Source organism: Nonomuraea roseola, assembly GCF_039535395.1.
GTDB classification, from domain to species: domain Bacteria; phylum Actinomycetota; class Actinomycetes; order Streptosporangiales; family Streptosporangiaceae; genus Nonomuraea; species Nonomuraea roseola.
In genome coordinates this window covers 57377-82166 of record NZ_BAAAXC010000015.1, presented here as the reverse complement: position 1 = coordinate 82166, position 24790 = coordinate 57377, and the positions used below count along the sequence as shown (strand labels likewise).

Annotated in this window: 25 protein-coding genes, 1 tRNA gene and 1 pseudogene; 12 read left to right on the top strand and 15 right to left on the bottom strand. The window is 71.4% G+C overall.

Going from position 1 to position 24790, the window contains the following annotated elements; translation table 11 throughout:
- The first annotated feature begins 17 nt into the window (after positions 1-17).
- On the top strand, positions 18-410 hold the full coding sequence (locus ABFX55_RS23330; RefSeq protein WP_346124260.1) for a DUF3224 domain-containing protein: 393 nt from the start codon (positions 18-20) through the stop codon (positions 408-410).
- On the opposite strand, the gene ABFX55_RS23325 is transcribed toward ABFX55_RS23330, so the two are convergent.
- The 6 genes and pseudogenes from ABFX55_RS23325 to ABFX55_RS23305 all read right to left on the bottom strand — a co-directional run bounded on the left by ABFX55_RS23325 (position 378) and on the right by ABFX55_RS23305 (position 5517).
- Positions 378-1187, bottom strand: coding sequence for an alpha/beta hydrolase (locus ABFX55_RS23325; RefSeq protein ID WP_346124258.1), 810 nt, complete (start codon positions 1185-1187; stop codon positions 378-380). The genes ABFX55_RS23330 and ABFX55_RS23325 overlap by 33 nt on opposite strands.
- 97 nt (positions 1188-1284) lie before the next feature.
- The gene (locus ABFX55_RS23320; protein WP_346124257.1) at positions 1285-1602 is read right to left on the bottom strand and encodes a DUF1990 domain-containing protein; all 318 of its coding nucleotides are present in this window, start codon (positions 1600-1602) and stop codon (positions 1285-1287) included.
- A 94-nt stretch (positions 1603-1696) separates the two neighbouring features.
- A pseudogene (locus tag ABFX55_RS49910) lies at positions 1697-1792 on the bottom strand (hypothetical protein); the annotation flags it as partial.
- Between the two features lie 7 nt (positions 1793-1799).
- Positions 1800-2552, bottom strand: a complete 753-nt coding sequence (locus ABFX55_RS23315) for a YndJ family protein (RefSeq protein ID WP_346124255.1) — start codon at positions 2550-2552, stop codon at positions 1800-1802.
- Positions 2553-2679: 127 nt separating this feature from the next.
- Positions 2680-3657, bottom strand: a complete 978-nt coding sequence (locus ABFX55_RS23310; protein ID WP_346124253.1) for a helix-turn-helix domain-containing protein — start codon at positions 3655-3657, stop codon at positions 2680-2682.
- 84 nt (positions 3658-3741) lie between these two features.
- Positions 3742-5517, bottom strand: a complete 1776-nt coding sequence (locus ABFX55_RS23305) for an asparagine synthase-related protein (RefSeq protein ID WP_346124252.1) — start codon at positions 5515-5517, stop codon at positions 3742-3744.
- Between the two features lie 95 nt (positions 5518-5612).
- Between ABFX55_RS23305 and ABFX55_RS23300 the strand changes: the two genes are divergently transcribed.
- On the top strand, positions 5613-7079 hold the full coding sequence (locus ABFX55_RS23300; RefSeq protein WP_346124250.1) for a vWA domain-containing protein: 1467 nt from the start codon (positions 5613-5615) through the stop codon (positions 7077-7079).
- Between the two features lie 86 nt (positions 7080-7165).
- Here ABFX55_RS23300 and ABFX55_RS23295 read toward each other — a convergent pair whose 3' ends face one another.
- A complete protein-coding gene (locus ABFX55_RS23295) occupies positions 7166-7411 on the bottom strand; it encodes a type B 50S ribosomal protein L31 (protein WP_346124248.1) in 246 nt (81 codons plus the stop codon).
- The gene (gene rpmG, locus ABFX55_RS23290) at positions 7408-7572 is read right to left on the bottom strand and encodes a 50S ribosomal protein L33 (RefSeq protein WP_346124246.1); all 165 of its coding nucleotides are present in this window, start codon (positions 7570-7572) and stop codon (positions 7408-7410) included. Before rpmG ends, ABFX55_RS23295 begins: the two co-directional genes overlap by 4 nt.
- 117 nt (positions 7573-7689) lie before the next feature.
- On the opposite strand from rpmG, the gene ABFX55_RS23285 reads away from it, so the two are divergent.
- Together ABFX55_RS23285 and ABFX55_RS23280 are read left to right on the top strand one after the other, a co-directional pair.
- A tRNA-Ala gene (locus ABFX55_RS23285) sits at positions 7690-7762 on the top strand.
- A gap of 161 nt (positions 7763-7923) precedes the next feature.
- On the top strand, positions 7924-8688 hold the full coding sequence (locus ABFX55_RS23280; protein WP_346124244.1) for a class II aldolase/adducin family protein: 765 nt from the start codon (positions 7924-7926) through the stop codon (positions 8686-8688).
- Positions 8689-8729: 41 nt separating this feature from the next.
- Here ABFX55_RS23280 and ABFX55_RS23275 read toward each other — a convergent pair whose 3' ends face one another.
- The 6 genes from ABFX55_RS23275 to ABFX55_RS23250 are packed head-to-tail and all read right to left on the bottom strand — an operon-like array spanning position 8730 to position 14546.
- Positions 8730-9380, bottom strand: a complete 651-nt coding sequence (locus tag ABFX55_RS23275) for an ABC transporter ATP-binding protein (RefSeq protein WP_346124242.1) — start codon at positions 9378-9380, stop codon at positions 8730-8732.
- On the bottom strand, positions 9364-10290 hold the full coding sequence (locus ABFX55_RS23270; RefSeq protein ID WP_346124241.1) for an ABC transporter ATP-binding protein: 927 nt from the start codon (positions 10288-10290) through the stop codon (positions 9364-9366). Before ABFX55_RS23270 ends, ABFX55_RS23275 begins: the two co-directional genes overlap by 17 nt.
- Positions 10287-11093, bottom strand: coding sequence for an ABC transporter permease (locus tag ABFX55_RS23265; protein ID WP_346124239.1), 807 nt, complete (start codon positions 11091-11093; stop codon positions 10287-10289). The genes ABFX55_RS23270 and ABFX55_RS23265 overlap by 4 nt, the downstream gene beginning before the upstream one ends.
- Entirely contained in the window at positions 11090-12049 is a 960-nt protein-coding gene (locus ABFX55_RS23260; protein WP_346124237.1) for an ABC transporter permease, read from the bottom strand. Before ABFX55_RS23260 ends, ABFX55_RS23265 begins: the two co-directional genes overlap by 4 nt.
- Positions 12049-13557 carry an ABC transporter substrate-binding protein gene (locus ABFX55_RS23255; protein ID WP_346124235.1) on the bottom strand — a complete coding sequence of 503 codons (1509 nt, stop codon included), beginning with the start codon at positions 13555-13557 and terminating at the stop codon, positions 12049-12051. Before ABFX55_RS23255 ends, ABFX55_RS23260 begins: the two co-directional genes overlap by 1 nt.
- A gap of 38 nt (positions 13558-13595) precedes the next feature.
- Positions 13596-14546 (bottom strand): GlxA family transcriptional regulator, encoded by a 951-nt coding sequence (locus tag ABFX55_RS23250; RefSeq protein ID WP_346124234.1) that lies wholly within the window; start codon positions 14544-14546, stop codon positions 13596-13598.
- Positions 14547-14618: 72 nt separating this feature from the next.
- On the opposite strand from ABFX55_RS23250, the gene ABFX55_RS23245 reads away from it, so the two are divergent.
- The gene (locus tag ABFX55_RS23245) at positions 14619-15902 is read left to right on the top strand and encodes an MFS transporter (protein WP_346124232.1); all 1284 of its coding nucleotides are present in this window, start codon (positions 14619-14621) and stop codon (positions 15900-15902) included.
- A 387-nt stretch (positions 15903-16289) separates the two neighbouring features.
- Positions 16290-16442: a hypothetical protein gene (locus tag ABFX55_RS23240; protein ID WP_346124230.1), complete on the top strand. Its 153-nt coding sequence runs from the start codon at positions 16290-16292 to the stop codon at positions 16440-16442.
- Here ABFX55_RS23240 and ABFX55_RS23235 read toward each other — a convergent pair.
- On the bottom strand, positions 16432-17280 hold the full coding sequence (locus tag ABFX55_RS23235; RefSeq protein WP_346124228.1) for a DUF3616 domain-containing protein: 849 nt from the start codon (positions 17278-17280) through the stop codon (positions 16432-16434). The two genes, ABFX55_RS23240 and ABFX55_RS23235, sit on opposite strands and share 11 nt — an antisense overlap.
- Before the next feature lie 209 nt (positions 17281-17489).
- On the opposite strand from ABFX55_RS23235, the gene ABFX55_RS23230 reads away from it, so the two are divergent.
- From ABFX55_RS23230 to ABFX55_RS23205, 6 genes are all read left to right on the top strand, one after another.
- The gene (locus tag ABFX55_RS23230) at positions 17490-18290 is read left to right on the top strand and encodes a hypothetical protein (RefSeq protein WP_346124227.1); all 801 of its coding nucleotides are present in this window, start codon (positions 17490-17492) and stop codon (positions 18288-18290) included.
- A gap of 37 nt (positions 18291-18327) precedes the next feature.
- Positions 18328-20274, top strand: a complete 1947-nt coding sequence (gene ftsH, locus ABFX55_RS23225) for an ATP-dependent zinc metalloprotease FtsH (RefSeq protein WP_346124225.1) — start codon at positions 18328-18330, stop codon at positions 20272-20274.
- A 46-nt stretch (positions 20275-20320) separates the two neighbouring features.
- Positions 20321-21064: a DUF937 domain-containing protein gene (locus ABFX55_RS23220; protein ID WP_346124223.1), complete on the top strand. Its 744-nt coding sequence runs from the start codon at positions 20321-20323 to the stop codon at positions 21062-21064.
- 154 nt (positions 21065-21218) lie between these two features.
- Positions 21219-21800 carry a Maf family protein gene (locus ABFX55_RS23215; RefSeq protein WP_346124222.1) on the top strand — a complete coding sequence of 194 codons (582 nt, stop codon included), beginning with the start codon at positions 21219-21221 and terminating at the stop codon, positions 21798-21800.
- Between the two features lie 9 nt (positions 21801-21809).
- On the top strand, positions 21810-22781 hold the full coding sequence (locus ABFX55_RS23210) for an EI24 domain-containing protein (protein WP_346124220.1): 972 nt from the start codon (positions 21810-21812) through the stop codon (positions 22779-22781).
- A 234-nt stretch (positions 22782-23015) separates the two neighbouring features.
- Entirely contained in the window at positions 23016-24110 is a 1095-nt protein-coding gene (locus ABFX55_RS23205; protein WP_346124218.1) for a DUF4192 domain-containing protein, read from the top strand.
- Positions 24111-24790 lie beyond the last annotated feature (680 nt).

Below are 24790 nucleotides of genomic sequence, written 5' to 3'. Positions count from 1 at the left end.
GGGCGGAGGATGGAGCCATGAACGCAAAGGGAACCTTCGACATCTTCGGCTGGACCCCCCAGGAGCCCTACGACGTGGCCGACGGCACCGCGCTGACCTTCGTCACGCTGAGCAAGACCTTCGAGGGCGACCTGGCAGGGTCGGGCTCGGTCACGATGATCGTCTCGTCCTCCGAGCGGGAGGACTCCCGCTCGTACGTGGCGATGGAGCGCGTCTCGTGCGCGCTCGGCGGCAGTGAGGGGACGTTCGTCCTGCAGCACAACGCCGTCAGCGAACGCGGGGAGGACTCCCTCGTCTGCACGGTCGTGCCGGGGTCGGGCACCGGCGGGCTCACGGGCCTGCGCGGCCGGATGCAGATCCTCGTCGCCCCCGACGGCTCACACTCCTACATCTTCGACTACGAGCTCTGAGGCGGGGCGAGGGACACCACGGCGGCGATCAGCTCGGGCCCGTCGAGAAGGGCCCTGTCGTTGTGCCCCGCGCCCTCGACCTCCACCTCGGTCACGGGGCCCGCCGCCGAGGCCGCCACCGTACGGCTCAGCGCGGCCGGGACGATCGTGTCGCGGGAGCCGTACACGACGGCGGTCGGCACCCGCACGGACGCCAGCGGTGCCGCGACGGGGAAGCGGTCCCACAGCAGGAGGCCCACCGGCAGGAACGGGTAGTTGTGGCGGCCGGCCGCGGCGAGGTCGGTGAAGGGGGGAGCGCAGCACCAGGGCGTCGGGCGGGTCCTCGGTGGCCAACGCGGTGACCACGGCCGCGCCCAGGCTCTCGCCGAAGTAGATCACGGGACCCTTCACCAGGGCGCGGGCCGCCCTCGCGTCGCGCAGCAGGCCCTCCTCCGAAGGAGAGCCCGGGTTGCCGCCGTAGCCCCTGTAGTCCATGAGCAGCACGTCGAAGCCCTCACGGCGCAGGGCCGAGGCCAGCGGTCCGCGGTGGAGACGGTTGCCCGCGTTGCCGCCCGCCACCAGGACGGTCACCCCGCGCCCGCCGCCCGTGAGATGCCAGGCGGTCAGGCGCAGGCCGTCGGAGGTGGTGAAGGCGACATCGCGGGCACCTGGCAGCACCGCGCCGGCCGCGGGCGGCGGCGCCGGGTCGGGCAGGTAGATCAGCCGGCGCTGGAAGATCCAGACCAGCGCCAGCAGCACGGCGGCCACGGCCAGGACGGCGAGCGCGGCCTTGATCACGCCGGCCCGACGAACCGGGCCATGACGGCGACCCCGAAGACGGCCGCGCGCGCGGGCACGACCGGGTCGATCCTGGTCTCCTCCAGTGCGCGGTAGGTCACATCATCTGATCCTTGTCGTCCGCGGGCTTGGCGTAAAGGTCCAACGCGCGGGCGTACAGCCGCAGGAAGAGGCGCTGTGTCAGCGTGACCAGCGGCCCGCCCAAACGCGTGAGCAGGCTCCCCGGACGGCTGAACACGGTGATGGTCACCTTGGCCCTGCCGTCGGGAAGCCGTTCGAGCAGGAAGCTCTCCTCCCCGCTCTCGGGGTGGCCCGGCAGCGTGCCGTACGCCCAGCCGACGCGGTCCTGCTCCTCGATCACCCAGACGATCCCGCAGGGCGCCTTCAGAACGGCCAGGTGGACGGTCACCCTCACGCCGGGGGGCGACGCGCGGCGCGGACGGCAGCGGGCGCATGCCGAGACGATGCTGCACCTGCCAGGTCATCAGCGCCTCGGCGGCCTCCTCGAAGGGGACGCGCAGCACGCGCGAGTGGCGCAGGTGGGTGTATCCGGCGGGCAGGTCGCCCGTCAGGGTCGCGCCGACGTCGGGATAGGTGAACTCCATGACCGCCTCACAAAGGGTCGAGCCGCCGCAGCGCGGCGACGGCGCAGAGGGCGAAACCGAACGCGTTGCCGACGCCGTGCGTGGCGATCATCAGCTCCATCGAGGGGTGCGGGAGGCCGGTGGCCTGCCCCACCGCCCAGGAGAGGGCCAGCAGCATGGACGCCAGGAGCACCGCGCCCGTCAGCAGGAACACGCCGCGGAAACTGCGCCAGGCCAGCCAGCCGACCCACCACATGCCCGCCGTCAGCACCACGGAACCGGCCAGCTCGGCCCAGTCGCCGACGAAGTAGCCGCCCAGCACCAGCAGCGTCCCGGCGGGGACGGTCAGCGCGGCGGCGCCCGAGCGCGCCTGCCTGCCGACGAGCCCCGCCACGAGCGCGGCGGCGAAACCGGCGAAGTGGAAGTGCGCGACGGTGAGCGCCAGCATGTGCGGCGTGTAGCCGAGCAGGTGGTAGCCGCCCCGCTCGGCGATCAGCGAGAGCGCCGCGACCGACGGGGTCGCCAGCGCGGTGGCCGCGGCCAGCTGCACGGGGTCGGGCCTGCGCAGCCGGGGAAGGGCGTGGAAGGCGAGGTAGAGGGTGGCCAGGCCGTAGCAGACCGCCAGCGCCACCGCGAAGGGCCCGCGCGGCAGCCAGAGCGACAGCGCCCCCGGCAGCGCGCCCGCGAGGAAGGGCCAGGCGCGCACGCCGAGCAGCCGCAGGCCCATGGGGATGACGACCAGCATGCCCAGCGTGACGATCGCGCCGATGAGGGGGGTCACGTCGCCTCCTTTTGAACGTGTTCAAATCGACTGTATATCAGTGCGGGAACACGGGAGGAGGCGGCCCTGCGCGGGAGGCGGCGACAGGCGCTCAGGGCGGTGGAAGGGCTCGGCGGCGGGGGAGGGCTCAGCGGGTGGCGCTGAAGGCGCGCCGGTAGGCCGAGGGAGAGGTGCGCATCGCGCGGGTGAAGTGGTGGCGGAAGGTGACGGGGCTCTCGAAGCCGACCGCGGCCCCGATCTCCTCCACCGGAGCCCCCGTCGACTCCAGCATCGGCAGGCTCGCGGCCACGCGCTGGGAGATCACCCACCGCAGAGGGGAGGTGCCGGTCTGCGCCTTGAAGCGCCTGACGAAGGTGCGCTCCGCCATGTGGGCCATCCTCGCCAGATCGGCGACGCTGATCGGGTCGCTCAGGTGGGCCAGCGCCCACTCCATCGCCCTGGCCACGGCGTCGTCCTCGCCGACCGGCGTCACCGCGGCCTGGATGAACTGCGCCTGCCCGCCGTCGCGATGCGGCGGGATGACCAGCCGCCTGGCGACGGCGTTGGCGACGCTCGCCCCGTGGTCGGTGCGTACGAGGTGGACCAGCAGGTCGAGCCCCGCCGCGCTGCCCGCGCTCGTGAGGATCTGCCCGCCGTCCACGTAGAGCACGTCGGGGTTGACGCGGATCTCGGGGAAGCGCCGCTGGAGCAGGTCGGCGTACTTCCAGTGGGTCGTCGCCTCGCGTCCGTCGAGCAGGCCGGCCGCCGCGAGGGCGAAGGCCCCCGAGCAGATGGACACGATCCTGGCCTTCCTCTCGAAGGACTTCCTGAGCGCCGCGACCAGCGCGGGGGAGACGGGGGCGCGCACGTCCGCCACGCCGGGCACGATCACGGTGTCCGCCGAGGCGAGCACGTCGAGCCCGTGCTCGGCCCGCATGCTGAACCCTCCGACGACCCGCATCGGCTCGCCGTCCTCCGCGCAGACCTTCAGGTCGTACCACGGCACCCGCAGTTCGGGCCTGGGCAGGCCGAAGATCTCCACGACGCAGCCGAGCTCGAAGGGCGACATGCCGTCGAAGGCGAGCGCGGCCACCGTGGGCAGACGGGAGGGCGGCGGAACCAGCATGAACCGGATCGTATCCGGAGCGTGTGCGGGACCCGGCCCACCGAGGTCCATGGACGACCTGCGTGCCCGACCGCCTGTTCGGCGTCAGCGCCCCGGATCGGGCCTGGACACCGTGATCTGCTCCAGCCCCTCTGGCCGCTTGCCGGGGTAGAGGCCGGTGAGCATGGCGGCGACGGTGTAGAGGTGCCAGGCCGTTCCCGGCTTCTTCACCACGGGGTCGGCGAACAGCGCCCGCACCTCGTCGGGGTTGACGATCGGCGCGAGGGCGTCGAGGCTGCCGAGCACCTGCTCCCTCAGCACCGCGGTCAGGTCGGGGCCAGGACTGGTCCGCCAGCTCCAGCCTCCGCCGCTCTTCTGCGTCGGCATCGACGGCGGCGGCACGTGCGACCACGGCCACCTCTTCTTCAGCCCGTCGGTGAACCGCCACGGCTTGCCCTCGATCGGCACCTCCCTGAGCTGCGGCGCGAAGCGCAGGATCAGGGTGTAGATCACCTCTTCGGACAGGCGCCAGCCCTGGTCGAGGGAGAGCGCGGCCCTGGCCACCCTGTTGTCGAGGAACGGCCTGACCGGGTCGCCCCTGCGCAGCGCGCCCGCCCGCGCGCTGGCCTGCCACCTGCCGACCTTGTACCAGATGTAGATGTGGTCGAGCGCCTCCAGCCGGTTCTCGCGCGCCTGCCACGGCTTGGCCAGCTCGCGCGCGTGCTCGTTGGCCTCGGCGGTGAACAGCTTCTCGTCCTTGTAGAAGGTGTTGTTGATCCGGCGCAGCAGCGCCTTGTCACCGAGGTCGGTCTGCAGCAGGTTGAGGCTGCCCGCGCGCAGCGTCTCTCCGCTCTGCCCCGACATGGTGGGCTTTGCAGAGTACGGCAGGTAGCCCACGATCGACTCGTAGGCCGATGTCATGCCCTCGCAGGTGCGCAGCGTCTCCCAGGCCCGCTCCAGCGGGTGCTCGACCAGCACCGCGTCCTTGGCCGCGGTCTGCGGCGGCGCGATCACGGTGTGCTCGACCTTCAGCGCCGCGGCGATCCGCCTGGCCAGGATCACGTCTGGGTGGGTGTCGAGCCCGTTGGTGGTCACCCTGAACGGCACCTTGGCCGCGTGCAGCAGCGCCGCCAGGATCCTGGTGTCGCGCCCGCCCGTCAGCGCCAGGTTGACCGGCTCGGGCGCGTTCCTGAGCGGCTCGACCGTGGCCAGCAGCGCCTCGGCCAGCTCCCCGATCGCCGCCCTCTTCAGCCGCGGCGAGTCGGGCGCGGACCCTGCCACCGGCAGCGGGGTCTCGCTGATCGTACGGCTCCCGCCGCGGATCGCGATCGTCGTGGAGGGGCGCAGCGCCGACACGCCCTTGTAGGGCGTCTCGTCGGACAGGAAGAAGCCCTGACGGACCATCGTCTGCAGGGCGAGCACGTCGAAGTCGATCCTGTCGGCGCGCTGGGCGAGCAGATGCACCAGCAGCGCCCTGCTGCCGACGATGTGCAGGTCGGGGGTCTCGGCGTAGAAGACGGGGCAGACCCTGTTGATCGCGGTGCTCGCGGTCAGCTCGCCGTCACGGGCGATCCACGCGGAGAAGGCGCCGCCGATCGAGTCGTCAGGCAGCCTGCTCACGTCGGCCGGGTCGGCCAGGTGGCCGTTCACCCCGACGATCCTGCCGCCGTCGAGGTGCAGCAGCCTGGGCAGGCGGGAGTCGTCGGGCTCGTTGCTCCAGCCGAACAGCGAGACGCCCCCACCGTGCCACTCGTCGGCCCTGATCACCTCGGCGGGCACGGGGAAGGCGCTCTCGATCGCCTCTCGGGCGGTGGCCAGAGCCTGCGGGGGAATGTCTCGGCCCTTGGAGGCCAGACCCAGATAGACACGCACGGCACCCATGCCTATCACGCCTCGAACACGGTTTGTACTCGCTTGAGTCAAGAGCCCGGCCACTGCCTCCAACGGTCCCGTCGTACCCGATGGAGGTGGTTGCCATGAAATTTCGCCCCTTAGTAGTGATCGCGCTATTGGTGCTGCTCGCCGCGTGCGGAGGGCCGGGAGGCTCGGGAACGAACGCCAGCGAGCGCGCGGCGCCCGTTCCCGCGTCCAAGCCCTCGGCCTCGTCGGCGCCCGTGGCCACGGAGGAGAGCAAGGAGAACGACACCGAGACGGCGCAGGTGTCGACGTTCGCGCTCGACGTCGACACCGCCTCCTACGGCTATGCCCGCCGTACCCTCGAGGAGGGACGGTGGCCGGAGCCCGCGCAGGTCAGGCCGGAGGAGTTCGTCAACTCCTTCCGCCAGGACTACGCCCAGCCCGGCGACGACGGGTTCACCGTCCACGTCGACGGCGCGCGCATGCCCGAGCGGAACACCGCCGTCCTCAGGGTCGGCCTGCAGACCAGGGCCGCCGACGCCGCGTCCAGGCGTCCTGCGAACCTGACGTTCGTGGTCGACGTGTCGGGCTCCATGGCCGAGCCCGGCCGCCTCGACCTGGTCAAGCAGGCCCTGCACACGCTGGTCGACCAGCTCGCCCCCGGCGACCAGGTCTCGATCGTCTCCTTCAGTGACGCGGCGCGGCTGGTGGCCTCCATGACCCCGCTGACCGCCCGCGCCGACCTGCACGCCGCCGTCGACAGGCTCGCCGTCGAGGGCTCGACCAACCTGGAGGACGGGCTCGTCACCGGCTACGAGGAGGCGGCGCGCGCCTTCCGTCCCGCCGCCACCAACCGCGTCATCCTGCTGTCGGACGGCCTGGCCAACACGGGCAGCACCGCGTGGCAGGCCATCCTCGACAGGGTCAAGGAGCACGCGGGCAGGCAGATCACGCTCCTGTCGGTCGGCGTCGGCAGAGACTACGGCGACGAGCTCATGGAGCAGCTGGCCGACAACGGCGACGGCGCGGCCGTCTACGTCAGCACGGTCGAGCAGGCCCGTCAGGTCTTCGTCGAGCGCCTGCCCGCCACCCTCGAACTGCGCGCCCGCGACGCCAAGGCGCAGGTCGTCTTCAACCCCTCGGCGGTGGAGAGCTACCGCCTCATCGGCTACGAGAACCGCGCCATGGCCACCGAGGACTTCCGCGACGACGCGCGCGACGGCGGAGAGGTGGGTCCAGGGCACTCGGTGACCGCGCTCTACGCGGTGCGGCTGCGCCCGGGAGCGTCGGGCCAGCTCGCCTCCGCCACCGTGCGCTGGCAGGAACCCGACACGCGCACGCCCTCGGAGGCGAGCGCGTCGGTGAAGTCTGCCGACCTCGGCGACGCGCTGTGGGAGGGCACGTCCTCGCGGCTCCAGGTGGACGTCGTGGCCGCCGCCTTCGCGCTCTACCTGCGCGACAGGGAGGCGTTCGGGCTCGACCTGCGAGAGCTGGGAGCGCACGCCACCAGGCTCGCCTCGGCCACCGAGGACGCCGCGGTGAGCGAGCTGGCCGGGCTGATCACCAAGGCGGCTTCCATCGGGTGACGGCGCCGCTTCGGCCCTTCAACGCGCTGACGCCGAGCGGGAGTGCTCCCGCTCGGCGTCAGCGTGCGCGCGGTGTGCCGCCCAGGTCAGCTCTTGCCGTACCTCTGCTTGAACTTCTCGACCCGGCCCGCGGTGTCGATCACGCGGCCGCGCCCGGTGTAGAACGGGTGGCTGGCCGAGGAGACGTCCACGTCGACGACGGGGTAGGTGTTCCCGTCGGTCCACTCGACGGTCTTGGCGCTCACGGCGGTCGACCTGGTCAGGAAGGCGTAGTCGGCGCTCGCGTCCCTGAAGACCACCGGACGGTACTCGGGGTGAATGCCCTTCTTCATCGTTCCTCCCTGAAGGTGACGTGCTGACGGATGATGGGGTCGTACTTGCGCACTTCGAGCCGGTCGGGGTCGTTCCTGCGGCTCTTGGTGGTCGCGTAGGTGTAACCCGTTCCCGCAGTGGATCGAAGCCTGATCACCGGCCGCTGATCGTTCCTGGCCATCTGGCGCCTCCTTGCGGTTGAAAACGGTTTTCATTGTAACCATGGTGGGGCGGCGTTCATTCCCGTCACCGAGTACTGCCGAAGTCCTATAGACTGGCTCCGCGCCGAGAGCGCAAAGGGGCTATAGCGCAGTTGGTAGCGCACCTCCATGGCATGGAGGGGGTCAGGAGTTCGAGTCTCCTTAGCTCCACCGATTGGTAGCGCAGCAGCGTCGATGGCATGGAGTTCGAGTTTCCTCGGGTCCATTGTCGGGCCACCATGACGAGCATGGCCGGTGAAACTCTCACCGGCCTTTTTCTATTCCGGCCGCGGTCTGGCGGCCGAGGGTGGTCCGCTCACTAGAATATTGTTATGTCCGAGAATCTGATCTTCCGTCTTCCTCCCACCTTCGAGACCGTGGAGGAGGAGCGGCGCCACCGCAAGGAACGGCTCACAGCCGCGCTCCGCATCTTCGGCAGGTTCGGGTTCGAGGAGGGAGTGGCGGGACACATCACCGCCCGCGACCCCGAGCTGGGCGACCACTTCTGGGTCAACCCGTTCGGCATGTCCTTCAAGCACGTCAGGGTCAGCGATCTCATCCTCGTCAACCACGAGGGCAAGGTGGTCGAGGGCCGCTACCACGTCAACGAGGCCGCGTTCGCGATCCACTCCCAGGTGCACCAGGCCAGGCCCGAGGTGGTCGCCGCGGCCCACAGCCACTCGGTGTACGGCAGGGCGCTGTCGGCGCTCGGTCAGACCATCGAGCCGATCACCCAGGACGCCTGCGCCTTCTACCAGGACAACGGCCTGTTCGACGACTACACGGGCGTGGTGACCGACCTCGAGGAGGGCAAGAGGATCGCCGCGGCGCTTGGCTCCCACAAGGCCGTCGTGCTGCGCAACCACGGCCTGCTGACGGTCGGCGCCACGGTGGACGCGGCGGCGTGGTGGTTCATCACCATGGAGCGGTCGGCGCAGGTCCAGCTGGTGGCCAAGGCGGCGGGGCAGGTGGTGCCGATCTCGCACGAGAACGCCGAGCTCACCCGCCAGCAGATCGGCAACGACCTGGTGGGGTGGATCAACTACCAGCCGCTCCACGACCAGATCATCCGCGAGCAGCCCGACCTGTTCGAGTGAGTCTTCCTCGAGCCCTCCCCGCCGCGCTTCCCGAGTGACGGTCAGACGGCGGGCTGGGCGGTCCAGGCGATGGTCGAGTCGGCCCAGCGGTCCAGCAGGACCTGGTCGTGGCTGATCGCCAGGACGCCCGCCCCCGTACGCGCCTGGTAGGCCAGGACCACCGCCACGAGGTGCGCCTGCGTGGACGCGTCCAGCATCGTGGTCATCTCGTCGCAGATCAGGTAGCGCGGCTCCAGCGTCAGCGCCCTGGCCAGGCAGGCCCGCTGCAGCTGCCCGTCGGACACCTCGTGGGGCCGCCGCGTGAGCAGGTCGCCGGTCAGCCCCACCTCGCCGGCCAGCGAGGCGACCAGGGACGGCGAGCGCCGTCCCGCCGCCGCAGGCGGTTCGGCGATGATCTCGCGCAGCGTCATGCGCGGGTCCACGGCCGTCCTGGGCTGCTGGTAGAGCAGCGCCACGCTGGTCCTGAGCGAGCGGGGCGCGCGCTGGCGCCAGCGCGACACGACGGCGCCGTCGATCGACACCTCGCCCGAGGCGGGCCGCATCATCAGCGACAGCACCCTGGCCAGTGTCGACTTGCCACAGCCGCTGGGCCCGCCGAGCCCCACGGTCCGTCCTGGCGGCACCTCCAGCGAGACGCCCGACAGCACGGGGCGCCTGGCGTACCCTGCGGTGATGTCATGCGCCCTGAGCATGGGCGACCTCCCTGAGCGGATGGTGGCAGGACACTCCCGAGCTCATCGCCGGCTGCCGCGCGCACGCCCCCGTGACGTGCGCGCAGCGCGGCGCGAACGCGCAGCCCTCGGGCAGCGCGGTCAGCTCGGGCGGCATCCCCGCGATGGCGACGAACTCCCTGTCGGGCTGCGCGGCGACGAGCCCGGCCGTGTAGGGATGGCGCGGCCGGTCGAGGAGCTCGGCCGCGGGGCCGGCCTCGACCAGCCGGCTGGCGTACATCACCGCGAGCCGGTCGGCGACCTGCGCGGCGGCGCGCAGGTCGTGGGTGATGACCAGCACCGCCCTGCCCTCCTCGCACAGCTCGCGCAGCACCGCCATGGTCCGCTCCACCAGCGGCCTGTCGAGCCCGCTGGTGGGCTCGTCGGCGATCAGCAGCTCGGGGTCGCCAGCCAGCGCGATCGCGTTGGCCACCCGCTGGGCCATCCCGCCCGAGAGCTCGTGCGGGTAGCGGTCCAGGTCGCGGGGGGCGAGCCCGAAGCGCTCCGCCAGCTCCGCCGCGCTCCTGGTGGAGCCGAGCTCCTCGAGGGCCTCCTCCAGCTGCGCCCGCGCGGTGCGGACGGGGGTGAGGTGCGTGGCGGGGCTCTGCGGGATCAGCCCGATCTGCCTGCCGCGCACCCTGCCCGCGAGGACGGCGGGCGAGGCCGACAGCAGGTCGAGCTCGTTGGCAAGCATGGCCTGCCCGGACACCCGCGCGTTGCCGGGCAGCAGGCCGAGCAGCGCGTGGGCCAGGACCGACTTGCCGCAGCCCGACTCGCCGACCAGCGCCAGGCACTCGCCCCGCCGTACAGAGAAGGAGGCGTCGGTGACCGCGCGGACGGTCGCCCCTGGGATGGAGAAGCTCACCGTGAGCCCCGTGACCTCGAGTTTCACAGCGCGAGCTCCGATCGCATCCGTGGGTTGAGCCGGTCGCGCCAGCGCTGCGACAGCACCGACACCGCCAGCGTGGGAGCCAGGATGAACAGGCCGGGCGCGAGGCTGGACCACCAGTTGCCCGCCAGCAGCGAGCGCTGGCCGTCGTTGATCATGTTGCCGAGCGAGGCCAGGTGCGGCGGCAGCCCGAGGCCGAGGAAGCTCAGCGCCGTCTCGTGCCAGATGGCGTGCGGCACCATCAGCACCATCGCCAGCAGCAGGTGCGGCACCAGGTGGGGCAGCAGGTGCCGGTGGATCACGCGGGAGCGGCTCGCGCCGCCCGAGATGGCCGCCTCCACGAAGGGCCGCCCGCGCAGCGACAGCACCTCCGAGCGGACGATGCGGGCGGCGGAGGTCCAGTGGGTGATGCCCACGGAGACGACCACGGCCACCGGGCTCGGCGCGAACATCGCCACGATGAAGATGCCGAGCAGCAGGTGCGGCAGCGAGGAGAAGCCGTCGACCACCCGCATCAGCAGCCTGTCGACCAGGCCGCCCGCGCTGCCGGCCGCCAGGCCGAGCGTGCCGCCGATGACCATGCTGACCAGCGCGGCGACCAGGCCGACGAGGAAGGAGACCCGCAGGCCGTACACGCAGCGCAGCAGCACGTCGCGGCCCACCTCGTCGGTGCCGAGAGGATGGGCGGGCGAGGGCGGCAGGCCCGCCGCGCGCAGGTCCACGAGCTGCTGGTCGAGCTGGAAGATCGGCGGCACCAGCAGGACGGCCAGGCCGAGCGCGACCAGGACGAAGGCGGCGGTTCTCATGAGGCGGTCCGAGGGTCGGCGATGCGGTAGGCGAGGTCGGCCAGGAGGTTGCCCGCGACGACGGCGAGCGTGCCGAGCAGGGTGAGGACGGCGAGCAGAGGGAAGTCCACGGACAGCGCCGCCTGCACGGTGGCCGAGGCGACGCCGGGCCAGGAGAAGACGGTCTCGACCAGGATCGCGCCGGTCACCAGCTCCGGCACGCGCGCCCCGAGCAGGGTGAGGAACGGCAGCAGCGCCGCCCTCAGCGCGTGCCTGACGACCACGGTGCGCTCCCGCAGGCCACGCGACCTGGCGCCGAGCACGAAGTCCTCGCGCAGGGTCGCGATGACCGACTCCCTGACGTACAGGACGAGCCAGGACGACTGCGAGATCGCCAGCACCGTCACCGGCAGCACCATGTGCGCGGCGACGTCGAGCGGGTCGAGCGTCGTGGAGCCCGCGTCGGTCAGCCCGCCCGCGGGCAGCCAGCGCAGCGTCACGGCGAAGACGTAGATCGCCGCGAGCGCCAGCCAGAACACCGGCGCCGACTCGTTGGCGAGCGCGCCACCGGTGATGATCCTGTCGAGGATAGAGCCCTTGCGCCAGGCGGCCAGCGTGCCCACGACCAGGCTGCCCGCCAGCATGAGGACGATCGCGCAGCCGGTGGCGAGCAGCGTCCACGGCAGGCGTTCGAGGATCACGTCGAGCACCGGCCTGTTGAAGGAGTGGGACTCGCCCAGCTCTCCGGAGGAGAGGTTGCCGAGCCAGGTGGCGTACTGCTCGAGCAGCGGCCTGTCGAGGCCCCACTCGGCCCTGATCCTGGCGACGACCTCGGGCGAGGTGACCATCGCGCGGTCGCCGAGGTACTGGCGGACGGGGTCGAAGGGGGAGTTGGCGGCCAGCGCGAACATCGCGGCGGTGACCGCCAGCAGCAGCGGTACGGCGAAGGCCAGCCGCCAGAGCACGATTCTCAGCATCAGGTGGCGGGCTTCCAGGTGTGCAGGTCGCGGAAGAGCCCGCCGGTGGCGTGCTCGTGGGCGTCGACCGAGGGGGTGACGCCCTGGTAGTCGCCGCGGATGACGTAGACGTGCTTGAGGAAGGCCAGGTAGGTCCAGGCCTCGTCGTCGTGGATGAGCTGCTGGAAGTCCTGGTAGGCCTGCCTGCGCACGGCCTGGTCGGTGCTCGCCCTGCCCTTCTCCAGGGCCGCGTCGACCTCGGGGTTGTCGTAGTGGCCGGGGTTGAAGAAGCCCTGTCCCGCATACCTGGAGTGGAAGAGCTCGAAGTTGACGTAGTCGGGGTCGTACGGGCTGCCGTAGCCCATCATCAGCGCGTCTCTGGCCATGCGCGGCTCGATCGCGTCCCAGTCGAGGCCGGCCAGCTTCACATCGATGCCGATCTTCTTGGCGTCGGAGGCGACGGCCAGGGACAGCTCCTTGCGCAGGGAGTCGCCCGCCGGGTACATCAGCGTGAAGCTCGCCCTGATGCCGTCGGGGCCCGGCTTGTGCCCCGCCTCGTCGAGGAGCTTCCTGGCCGCCTCGGGGTCGGTCCTGCCGGTGACCGAGGGGTTGTGCCAGACGGTGTCGGGCGAGATCGGGCCGTAGGCGGGCTTGCCCGCTCCCGCCAGGATCGTGTCGACCATCGCCTGCCTGTCGATGGCCAGGCTCATCGCCTTGCGGATCGCCACGTCGCCGGTGACCTTCTCCTTGAAGGGCCACATGATGCCGCGGTAGTCGGCGCTGTCGACCTTGTAGACCTTGAGGCCCTGCTGGTTCTCGAACCTGGCCGCGGCCTTCGGCGGCAGGATCGTCGCGTCGAACTCACCGGCGGCAAGGCGTGTGGCCCTGACGTTGTCGTCTGCGGCGAAGGCCACCACGACCCTGCCGATGGCCGGGGCGCCGCCCCAGTAGTCCTTGTTCGCCGTCATGACGACCTTGTCGCCGGGCGTCCACGAGACGAAGGTGTAGGGCCCGGTGCCGACCGGCTTGCCGGCGGGGAAGCCGCCCTCGGGGACGATGCCGAGCGTGGTGCGCTGGGTCAGCGGCGCGTATGCGTGCTTCAGCCTGAACTCCACCGTGTGGTCGTCCTTGGCGGTCACCGTGTCGATGGCCTCGTAGTCGCCGCCGATCGGCGAGCCCTTGACCGAGGTGTAGGTGTAGGCCACGTCCTTGGCCGTCAGCGGCCTGCCGTCATGGAAGCGCACGCCTTGGCGCAGGGTGAAGACGGCGCTCAGGCCGTCGGCCGAGACGACGGGAGGGGCGGTCGCCAGCGCGGGCCTGAGCGTCAGGTCGGCGCTCCTGGTCATGAGGCCGTCGAACATCATCGACCCGCCGTCGGGTGCGTAGCCCTTGACCGGGTCCAGGGTCTCGAACTCCGAGCTGATCGCGATGACGAAGGCGTCGTCAGCGGCCGGGGCGGTGGAGGGTGCGGAACAGGCGGTCAGAGCGAGGACGGCGACCAGCGCGGCCGGCCACAGGCGCGAGAGCATGTGGCTGACTTTAACTTGTAGTTGCAAATAGCTCGCAATTAGGTCCCGCGGAAGGTCTGCCGGTACGCCAGCGGCGGCACGCCCACCGCCGCGTGCAGGTGCTGGCGCAGCGACACGGCGGTGCCGAACCCCGAGCGCCTGGCGATCTGGGCCACCGCCAGGTCGGTGGTCTCCAGCAGGTGCCTGGCGTGCTCCACCCGCTGGCGGGACAGCCAGCGCGCAGGGCTGAGCCCTGTCTCCTCCCTGAAGCGCCTGGTGAAGGTGCGCACGCTCATCCGCGCGTGCTCGGCCAGCGCGGCCAGGTCGAGCGGGTCGTCGAGGTGCTCCAGCATCCACTGCCTGGTCGCCGCGGTTCCCGTGCCGGTGGGCTCGGGCAGCGGCCTGTCGATGAACTGCGCCTGACCTCCCTCGCGCCACGGCGGCATCACGCAGCGCCTGGCCGTACGGTTGGCCACCTCGCTGCCGTGGTCGCTGCGGATCACGTGCAGGCACAGGTCGAGCCCCGAGGCGACGCCGGCGGAGGTGAGCACGTCGCCGTCGTCGACGAACAGCACGTCCGGGTCGAGGAGCACCTCGGGGAAGAACCTGCGCAGGCGGGCGGCGTACATCCAGTGGGTGGTCGCGGGCCTGCCGTCGAGCAGGCCCGCCGCGGCCAGCACGAAGGCGCCCGTGCAGATGGACATCACCCTCGGCCGCCCCCGAAGGGCGTCGCGCAGCCTGACGGGGATGGTGCCCGAGGTCATCGCGGGGCCGCCGTGGACGCCCGGCACCAGCACGGTGTCGGCGGTGTCGAGCACCTCGAGCCCGTGGTCCGGCAGCACGCTGTAGCCGGCGCTCGTCCTGACCGGAGCCCTGTCGAGCGAACAGGTCACGACCTCGTACAGATGACTGCCGTCGCCGTCGCGCGCCGCCCAGAACAGCTGGCCAGGTATGCCCAGGTCGAGCGGGGCGAAGTCGTCGAGCACGACCACGGCGATCCGATGGGTCATGGCCTGATTCTTTCACATATTGGCTTTCCGGCCACTTCCGTTGAAATATCGTGTGTCGGGAGAATTCTCAGCATGAGAGTGCATCGTGCGTGGCTGGTGGCGGGTGTCGCCTTTGTGGCGATTCTGGGCGCGGCGGGATTCCGCGCCACCCCGGGCGTCCTGATCACGCCGCTCCACGAGGAGTTCGGCTGGTCCACGGGGGAGATCTCCCTCGCCGTCTCGATCAACCTGCTCCTGTACGGTCTGACCGCCCCCTTCGCCGCCGCTCTCATGGACCGCTTCGGCATGCGCAGGGTCGTGGCCGCCGCACTCACTCTCGTCGCGCTCGGCAGCGGGCTGACGGTGTTCATGGGAGCGAGCTGGCAGCTCGTGCTCTGCTGGGGCGTGCTCGTCGGCCTGGGCACCGGCTCGATGGCGCTGGTGTTCGTGGCGACCGTCACCGACCGGTGGTTCGTCAGGCACAGGGGCATCGTCACCGGCGTGCTCACCGCGGGAGGGGCCACGGGGCAGCTCGTCTTCCTGCCCGTGCTGGCCTGGCTGGCCGAGGGCCCCGGCTGGCGGGTGGCCTCCCTCACCGTGACCGCCGCCGCCCTGATCGTCGTGCCGCTGGTCTGGGTGTTCCTGCGCGACCACCCCTCCGACGTGGGCACCACGCCGCTCGGCGGCCCCGCCGTCGTCGTGCGCAGGCCGACCGCCAACGCCGCCGTCAGGGCGCTGGCCGTCCTGCGGAGCGCGGCGAGGACCCGCGCCTTCTGGTTCCTCGCCGGCGGCTTCGCCATCTGCGGAGCGAGCACCAACGGCCTGGTCGGCACGCACTTCATCCCCGCCGCCCACGACCACGGCATGCCCCAGGCCACCGCGGCCGGCCTGCTGGCGCTGGTCGGCATCTTCGACGTCGTCGGCACCGTCGCCTCGGGCTGGCTCAGCGACAAGGTCGACCCGAAGGTGCTGCTCGGCGTCTACTACGTGCTGCGCGGCCTTTCGCTCATGGTCCTGCCGGGGCTGTTCGCCGCCACCACCGAGCCGAGCATGCTGCTGTTCATCATCTTCTACGGCCTGGACTGGGTGGCCACCGTGCCGCCCACGGTCGCGCTGTGCAGGAAGATCTACGGCGCCGACGGCTCGGTGGTCTTCGGCTGGGTGTTCGCCTCCCACCAGGTCGGCGCGGCGGTCGCCGCGGTCGGCGCCGGCCTCACCCGCGACCACCTGGGCGCCTACGACCTCGCCTGGTACGCCGCGGGCGCGCTGTGCCTCCTGGCGGCGGTGATGTCGCTGGCCGTGCGGCATGCTGGAAGCCATGATGGTGCTCCCGCTGGTGGTCAGGATCGAACGCGCGACGCCTCCCGAGCGCACTGACGCGCTGGAGGCGGCCGCCATGGCCGTGCTCGGCCTGCTCGACGATCCCGGCGAGTGGCAGGCCGAGCTGGAGACGTGGCAGTCCACCGGCAGGATCCGCAAGGTGGTGCGCAGAGCGCGCGGCTCCGAATGGCGAAGGGCGCTCGAGCTGCCGGGCCGTACGGTGGAGCACGGCAGCGCCGAGGTGCGCGTCCACCCGCCTGTCCCGCTGGACGCCTGGCCGAAGGAGCTGGCCAAGCTGCAGGTGGGCGGCACAGAGCTGGCCGACTCCGCCGAGCCGGGCCCTGCCGGGCCGCCGATCCTGTGGGAGAACCCGGCGCTGGAGATGTCGGCGGGAAAGGCGATGGCGCAGGCGGGTCACGCCGCCCAGCTGGCCTGGTGGGGTCCATGGGGCTCAAGGTCTCGGTGCGGCGGGCGGAGGGCTTCGACGAGCTGGCCGCCGGCGGGCTGCCCGTCGTGCGCGACGCGGGCTTCACCGAGATCGCGCCGGGCTCGTGCACGTTCGTCGCGGACGTGCCGTGGCTGCGCGTCAGATCGTGATGAGGTCGGCCAGCACGCCGCCCTCCGGTGTCAGCCTCGCGGGCGACGGGCTGTCGTAGACGACCATGAGCCTGCCGTCGCCCATCACCGCCAGGCCCTCGGGATGGTCACAGCCCACGCCGTACGGCAGGTCGGCGACGGGCACCGGCGCGCCCGTGCCGTCCCACCGCATGATCCTGACCGGACCGTCCAGGCTCATGGTCGGCCCCGTGAGCAGGAGCAGGTCGCCGTCGTAGGGGCACAGGTCGCGCACCCCGAGGCCGCCCAGGTCGAGGAAGTGCTTGTGGTAGCCCCCGAGCTTGAGCCTGTGCGGGCCGTCCTCGCGCAGGTCGAGCTCCAGCACGACCGCCCAGCCGCGCAGCACGGGGCCGCGCAGGCCGAGCAGGACCCTGTCGCCGACCACGGCGAGGCCCTCGATGTCCAGCCCGTTGTCCTTGCCGGGAATGGCGGTGAAGGGGCCGAGGTGCGGGTCGTCTGCCAGCGCGTCGGCCAGTCCTGTGAGGATGGCCCCCTCGCCGAGCCCGTCGCCCTCCAGCGGGAGCCGTACGAGGATGAACCTGTTGGGCTCGCGGATGATCGCGCTGAGCCGCTTGGCGGCCTTCTCCCGCGACTTGGCGCGCCTGCGCTTGAGGCTGTGCGAGCCCACCGCCCAGAGCCACCCTCCGGCCCGCGCGAGGCCCTCGATGTCGGCCTCGTCGTCCCTGCCCGCAGGCAGGTCCACGAGGTCGGCGAGATGGAAGGTGCGCTGGTGGTCGTAGCGCTCTCCGGTCCAGGTCAGACGCTCGATGGTGGCGGTTTCGTCACCCGCGATCCACAGACCCGTGGCATCGGCGCGCAACGCGGACAGATTCGTGTGCGTTTGCGCGTCTCGTGACGCCTGGTCAAATCGGAGTTCCACCATGCGTGCTTTCTACACGCAATCCAGAGATATGTCGTACGCTCCCGATCGTGCTCGATGGGGAGAGTGGGCCCGCGGGGCCTCAGGTGAAGTTCCAAGCGAGGCCCACTGGCTCTCCGCTCAAGCGCAGTCGCCTCGGTGACCTGCGCATGCGAGACATCTACCGGATGCTCGCGGTCGTCGCCGCGCTGGCCGTCGCCGGCACGGGCGTGCTCGCCATCGCGCAGTCGGGAAGGGCGGACGAGGCCGCCGCCCGGCCGGTCGCCGCGCCACCGGCCGTGCCGGCCTCGTCCACCCCTTCACCCAGCCCGACCGCCACCCCAAGCCCCACCCCCACGGCGACTCCCGCGCCGACTCCCGCGCCGACTCCCGCGGCGATCCCCAGCCCCGGCGCCTCCATCGCGCCTGGCTACACCGCCATGGAGGCGCTGGCCGCCGACCGCCGCGTGCCGAAGCTGCCGGGCCGCGTCAAGCTGCGCGCGCTGCCGGGCAAGCCGATCAAGACCCGCGGGGTGATCAGGGACGCCAAGACCGGCGTGAGCGTGCCCCGCCTGCGCGGCCCGTGGAAGAGGTACGGCGCGGCCCCCTTCACCTCCAGGCAGGTGCTGCCCCCGGCGGGCAGAAGCCCGAGAGGCATGCTGGTCAGCTGCCCCGTGCCGATCGAGGCGCAGAAGTCGCTGCGCGACACCGCCCAGCTGGCCGCCCGCTGGACCCTCAACCACCACCCCAAGGGCGCGGTGATCCGCTGGCTCGGCGCCCAGCCGGTCAAGAAGGGGTGGTCGCTGGTCTACCAGGTGAAATACGGCAAGCGCTCCTCCGTGGCCGCCGTCGTCGTGCTCGACGCGGGAGAGACCAAGCCCGCCCTGGTCTTCGTCACCATCCCTGACACCCACAAGAAGAGATGGGCGGACATCCGCCGCGTGACCTCGGGGGTGCGTGTTCTAGGCTAGAGCGATCATGTATGCGGCGATTTGGGGGAGTGACGCCGTGGCTGAGCGTTCGAGCGTGCCGAAGAAGGAGCCGGACAAGGACCGTCCCAAGCCGTGGCGCGCCGAAGGCCTGCCGGGGGGCGGGTCAGGCGGCCGTCCCAAGATCAACTGGTGGCGCTTCGTCATCACGCTCCTCGTGGTCTACGCGGGGTTCTTCCTGATCTCCAGCTTCTTCGACGAGGGCCAGGTCGAGACGATCTCCTACAGCCAGTTCACCAAGCAGGTGACGGCGAACAACGTCAAGGAGGTCTACGCCCAGGGCTACTCCGTCCAGGGAGACCTGAAGAAGGCCGCGACCGACCCCGACAGCGCCAACAAGACCTACACCAAGTTCGTCACCGAGATCCCGGTCTTCGCCAACGACGAGCAGCTCTACCAGCAGCTGACCACCGCGGGCGTGGAGATCAAGGCCGAGCCGATCAGCACGGGCAGCCGCGGCTTCCTGCTCAACCTGCTGCTGTCGCTGCTGCCGATCGCCGTCCTCGCGGGACTGTGGATCTGGGTCATGCGCCGCGGCGCGAGCATGATGGGCGGAGGGGGGCTCGGCGGCCTCGGCAAGTCGAAGGCGGCCAAGCCGATCGAGAGCGACAAGATCCGGGTCACCTTCGAGGACGTCGCGGGCATCGACGAGGTGGAGAACGAGCTCGTCGAGATCGTCGACTACCTGAAGGACCCCGCCAAGTACCGCAGGCTCGGCGCCAAGCTGCCCAAGGGAGTACTGCTCGCCGGCCCTCCTGGCACCGGCAAGACGCTGCTGGCCAGGGCGGTCGCAGGTGAGGCCGACGTGCCGTTCTTCTCGGCCAGCGCCTCGGAGTTCATCGAGATGATCGTCGGCGTCGGCGCCTCGCGCGTGCGCGAGCTGTTCGAGGAGGCCCGCAAGGTCGCGCCCTCGATCATCTTCATCGACGAGATCGACGCCATCGGCCGCGCCCGAGGCGGCGCCAGCGGTCTCGGCGGACACGACGAGCGCGAGCAGACGCTCAACCAGATCCTCACCGAGATGGACGGCTTCTCCGGTGCCGAGGGCGTCATCGTCATCGGCGCCACCAACAGGCCCGAGGTGCTCGACCCCGCGCTGCTGCGTCCAGGCCGGTTCGACCGTACGGTCATGGTCGCCCCGCCCGACGCGGCGGGCCGCGTCGCCATCCTCAGGGTCCACACCCGAGGCGTCCCGCTGGACGGAGACGTCAGCCTGGAGCAACTGGCCAAGACCTCGCCGGGCATGACGGGCGCGGACCTGGCCAACCTGGTCAACGAGGCGGCCCTGCTGGCGGCCAAGCGCGGCAAGGAGAAGGTCTCGGCCGCCGACTTCGCCGACGCGCTGGAGAAGCTGCAGCTCGGCGCGGTCCGCTCGATCGTCATGCCGGAGGAGGAGCGCACCAGGACCGCCTACCACGAGGCGGGCCACGCGCTGCTCGGCATGCTGCAGCCGGGCGCCGACCCGGTCAGGAAGATTTCGATCATCCCGCGCGGCAGGGCGCTGGGCGTCACGCTGTCCACCCCCGACACCGACCGCTACGCCTACGACGAGAAGTACCTGCGCGGACGCATCATCGGCGCGCTCGGCGGCATGGCGGCCGAGCAGGTGATCTACGGCGTCATCACCACGGGCGCGGAGAACGACCTCGAGCAGGTCACGATGATCGCCCGCGGCATGGTCGGCAGGTGGGGCATGTCGGAGAAGATCGGCCCGCTCAGCATCCTGCCCAGCGACGGCCAGCCGCAGGCCGCCCCGCACACCCTCGCCGCCCTGGACGAGGAGGTGCGCAGGATCGTCGACGAGTGCTACGAGGTCGCCACGAGGGTCCTCACCGAGAACCGCGACAGGCTTGAGGCGATCGTCCTGGCGCTGCTGGAACAGGAGACGCTCGACGAGGCGCAGGCCTACGCGGCCGCGGGCCTCCCGCGCGCCAACAGGCCCGCCGTCGAGCCCAAGCCGCACTGACCTCTCCATGGTCTTATCCGGGTGCTGGCCGGGGCAGCTTCGGCCTGTGACTCTCAACGACGAACTCTTCGCCGCCCTCGGCGACTCGGGGCTCCAGCAGATCGCCGGTCTGCTGGGCACCGACACCGCGCAGGCCCGCACCGCGGTCGAGGCGGCGGTGGGCACCATCGTCGGCGGCATGGCGCACAGGACGGGTGACGCGCAGGGAGCGCAGGCCCTGCGCAGCGCGCTGGACCAGCACGTCGACAAGGACCCCCTCACCGCCGTCACCGCCGACCCCCAGGGTCTGGAGCGGGAGGGGCACGGCATCCTCGGGCACGTGCTCGGGCAGCAGGGGACCGAGCAGGCGGCGGCGGGGATCTCGCAGTTCGCGGGGCTGAACTCGCAGACGGTGATGAAGCTGCTCGCCGCGCTGGCGCCGATCGTGATGTCGCTGCTGGCGAACAGGGCGAACAGGCAGGGGATGGACGCGGGAGCGGTGGCCGACGACCTCAACAGGGAGCAGTCGTCGGCGCAGAGCGGTGGGCTCGGGGACGTGCTGGGCGGGCTGCTGGGCAGCATCCTGGGCGGCCAGAGCGCCGGTGGAGGCGGGCTCGGTGACGTGCTCGGAGGGATACTGGGAGGCGGCGGCCAGGCACCCAGGCCAGGTCAGGAGGTGCCCGGTGGCGGCCAGGAGCCCCGTCGGCGACCTGAGGCGCCCGGTGGCGGCCAGGAGAGCCGTCCGCGGCCTGAGGAGGCCCCGCCCGCACACGAGGACACCCCGAGGGGCGGCACCAACCCCGACTGGTGATCGCTGACTGTGCGGCTCCATGGCCTCCTTCGGACCAGTTCCTCCGGTTTCCCCGGCGGGAGTCATCGCCGTCCGAGGGGGTGAGGCCGCCGAGCCCGTGCGGGTGCGCCCGATCGCGGGCCTTCGCGGGGGTCGCGCCCGATAAACTGGGCGGGTGATCGTGCTCGCCTCAGCCTCGCCCGCCCGCCTCGCCCTCCTCCGCAGCGCGGGGCTCGATCCCAAGGTGATCGTCAGCGGGGTGGACGAAGAGGCCGTCACCGCGATCCTGCCGTCCGATCTGGCCTTGAAGCTGGCCGTCGCCAAGGCCACCGCCGTCGCCGAGGGCCTCACCGAGGGGCTCGTCATCGGGTGCGACTCGATTCTCGAACTCGACGGCAGGCCGTACGGCAAGCCCGCCGACGGCGAGGAGGCGCTGGCTCGCTGGCGCATGATGCGCGGCAGGACCGGCAGGCTGCTGACCGGCCACTGCGTGATCGACGCGGCCACCGGCAGGCGGGCCGCCGAGGTGGGCTCCACGGTGGTGCGGTTCGGCACGCCGTCCGAGCAGGAGATCGCGGCCTACGTCGCCACCGGCGAGCCGCTCAAGGTGGCGGGCGCCTTCACCCTCGACGGCCTCGGCGGATGGTTCGTCGAGAGCATCGAGGGCGACCACGGAAACGTCCTCGGGATCTCGCTGCCGCTGGTTCGCTCGCTGTTCGACGAACTCGGTTACGCGGTGACGGACTTCTGGCGCTAGTTTCTCCCCATGCGTTCATTGCGGGAGTTCGCCGGTGGCATCGGGTTCTTCTTCCAGGGTCTCGCCTGGGTGGCGAGAAACGGCCGTTGGTGGGCGTTCGGCCTCATCCCGGCACTGATCGCTTTCGCCGTCTATGTGGCGGCTCTGGTCTATCTGGGCAACAACGCCAACGACATCGCCGACTTCCTCACGCCCTTCGCCGACGGGTGGTCCGAGGGCTGGCGCGACTTCTTCAGGGGCGCGCTGGGAGTCCTGCTGTTCATCGGCGGGCTGGCGCTGGCGGTGGTCACGTTCACGGCGCTGACGCTGACGATCGGGGAGCCCTTCTACGAGAAGCTGTCGGAGAAGGTCGATCCGCTGGACGGGCCCGATGACACGCCGTGGTGGCGGTCGCTTCCCCGGTCGCTGCGCGACAGCCTGGTGACGCTGCTCTACGTGCTGATGTTCACGATCCCGCTGTTCCTGCTGGGGTTCGTGCCGGTGATCGGGCAGACGGTTGTGCCGGTGCTGGGCGCCCTCGTGTCCGGATTTTTCCTGACAGTTGAGCTGACGTCGCTCGCGATGGAGCGCCGCGGCATGCGGCGGCGCGCCCGCTTCGCCGTACTGCGCGGCAACAAGGCGCCGGCGCTGGGGTTCGGGGTGCTGGTCTTCCTGCTGTTCCTGGTGCCGCTGGTGGCGGTGATCGCGATGCCCGCGGCCGTGGCGGGCGCCGCCCTCATGGTCCGTTCGCGCCTCACCCCTACGCCGCCCACCGGCCTGCCCGGCACGGGTTCACCCGGCACCGGCCTGCCCGGCACCGGTCCGCGTGGCACCGGCCTGCCCGGCGCCGGTTCGCCTGGTACCGGCCTGCCCGGCCCTGGTCCGCGGGGCACCGGTATGCCTGGCGCCCCGTCTTCCCCCACCGGACTGCCCGGTACCGGCTCGCCTCCCCGCGGCATGCCGCCCACCGGGGGCTCGCCGTACGGTTCCCCTCCAGCCTGAGCCCGGCGCGGTCGCCGGCCTACGATCCGGTCCGCCCTGCTTGTTCACGGGCCGGCGTCAGTGGCATGTCGTTCCTGGACGTGCGGGTCGATGGCCCAGCTCGGCGCCTGCGCCGCTTGTTTTTGGGCTGGCGCGCGCGCCGCTCGTCCACAGGCCGGCCCATGCGGCACCCTTGTCCACAGAACGCCGCTCGCCCGAAATGTCCCCACCCCCGACCGGGCACCCTCATGCCCCATGAGCACCGACCTCACCGAACCCGCCCTCACCCTGTCCACCCCTGCCGACATCCTGGCCGCGGTGCCGTACATCGTCGGCTTCCACCCCACCGACAGCCTGGTCGTGATCGGGCTGGCGGGCCGGGTCGGCCAGGGGGAGATGCGGGTCTGCGCGCGCTGGAACCTCCCCCTGCAGCCCGGCACCCTGCGCCCCCTCGCCGCGCTGTTCGCCAGAGAGTCGATCACCCATCTGGTCGCCGTCGGCTACGGCCCTGGCGCCTCCGTCACCCCGGCCGTCGACGAGGTCATGAGCGTCGCCCGCTGGTGCGGGGTCACCCTCTGCGAGGTGCTGCGCGCCCATCAGGGCCGCTACTGGTCGTATGTCTGCGACCTGGCCGACTGCTGTCCCCCTGACGGCACGCCGTACGACACGTCCGTCAGCCAGATCGCGGCCGAGGCCACCGTCCAGGGCCTCGTGGCGCTGCCCGACCGCTCGACCCTCGAGGCCGCCATCGCCCCGCTGCCTGGCCCGGTCCGCCTGTCGATGCGCAGGGCCACCGCCGACGCCGTCACCGCCTTCCGGGCCGGGCTGGCCGCCGCCTCCGACGCCGGCCACTTCGCCCAGCGGTTCGTCGCCGACGGCCTGGCCAGGGTCCGTACGGCCATCGCCACGTCGGTGTCAGGGGGCAGGGTCGACGACAGGGAGGCCGCTCGGCTGGGCCTCGACCTGTCCGTGATCCGCGTCCGCGACGAGGCGTGGACGCTTCTCGACGACGCAGGCCAGCCCGCTCACCTGGCGCTCTGGAAGGACCTCACCCGACGCCTGGAGCCGCGTTTCGTCCCTCCGGCCGCCTCGCTGCTCGCCATGTCCGCCTGGCGTGGCGGCGACTGCGTCCTGGCGACCATCGCCCTGGAAAGAGCCCTTGCCGTCGATCCCGACTACTCGATGGCGAACCTGCTCATGCACGCGCTCCAGCACCTGCTCTCACCGAAGCTGCTACGCGACCGTATGCCGAGCCCCGCCGAACTCGACTCCGCCATGGGAACGCCTCACGCGGGCTGGCTCCTCCCTCTCATCGGCATCCTCGACGAGAAGGAAGAACCCGCAGCCTAGCCGTGCACCCCTCACAGACCGGCTGAGAAGCCCCGCCGTCCCTTCGAGGGCCGGAGCCCCTGCTGGGTGTGCGCCCACGGCGGACAGGTGAAGGCTGGCCGCATGGAGAGGTGCGAGCGCCAGGCGGAGCGGTGAAAGCGGTCCGCGCGGATGAGGTCGGCTCAGAGGCGTTAACCCCGACCGGTCATCCCCTCCGGCTCGGATGGCGCTGCCCTCCGAACACCACCCTCCACGGACCCCTCGAACGCGCCGGCATCGCCGCCGCGACGGGCCGAGAATGCATCTTTTCAGACGAGGAGGAAGTATCCGCCCTCGCCTGCGTCGCCGTCCCGGCCCTCGCCTGCGTCGCCGTCCCGGCCCTCGCCTGCGTCGCCGCCCTGGCCCTCGCCTACGTCGCCGCAGACGGAGGTGTAGCCCAATCCCGGCGAGAGATGAGCCCCGACCGTGGAAGGAAAGCCGGGCCCCGCGAGGAGGGGCTAGCGCCCTCAGCGGGCGGTGCCCCTTTGTCCCTGGGTAGTGAGCTCACATCCCAGGGAGCCGACAGGTCTGGCTCCTTGTGTCGAGGCAGCGGCCATGAGAAGAGCCGACAGTGTGGACGGCTCGCGTGGGGCGGTGGAGCACGCCTCGAAGGTGGCCCGACAGCCATGGCGTCAGGGGGCTTGTCGAGCGTCGAGCAGAAC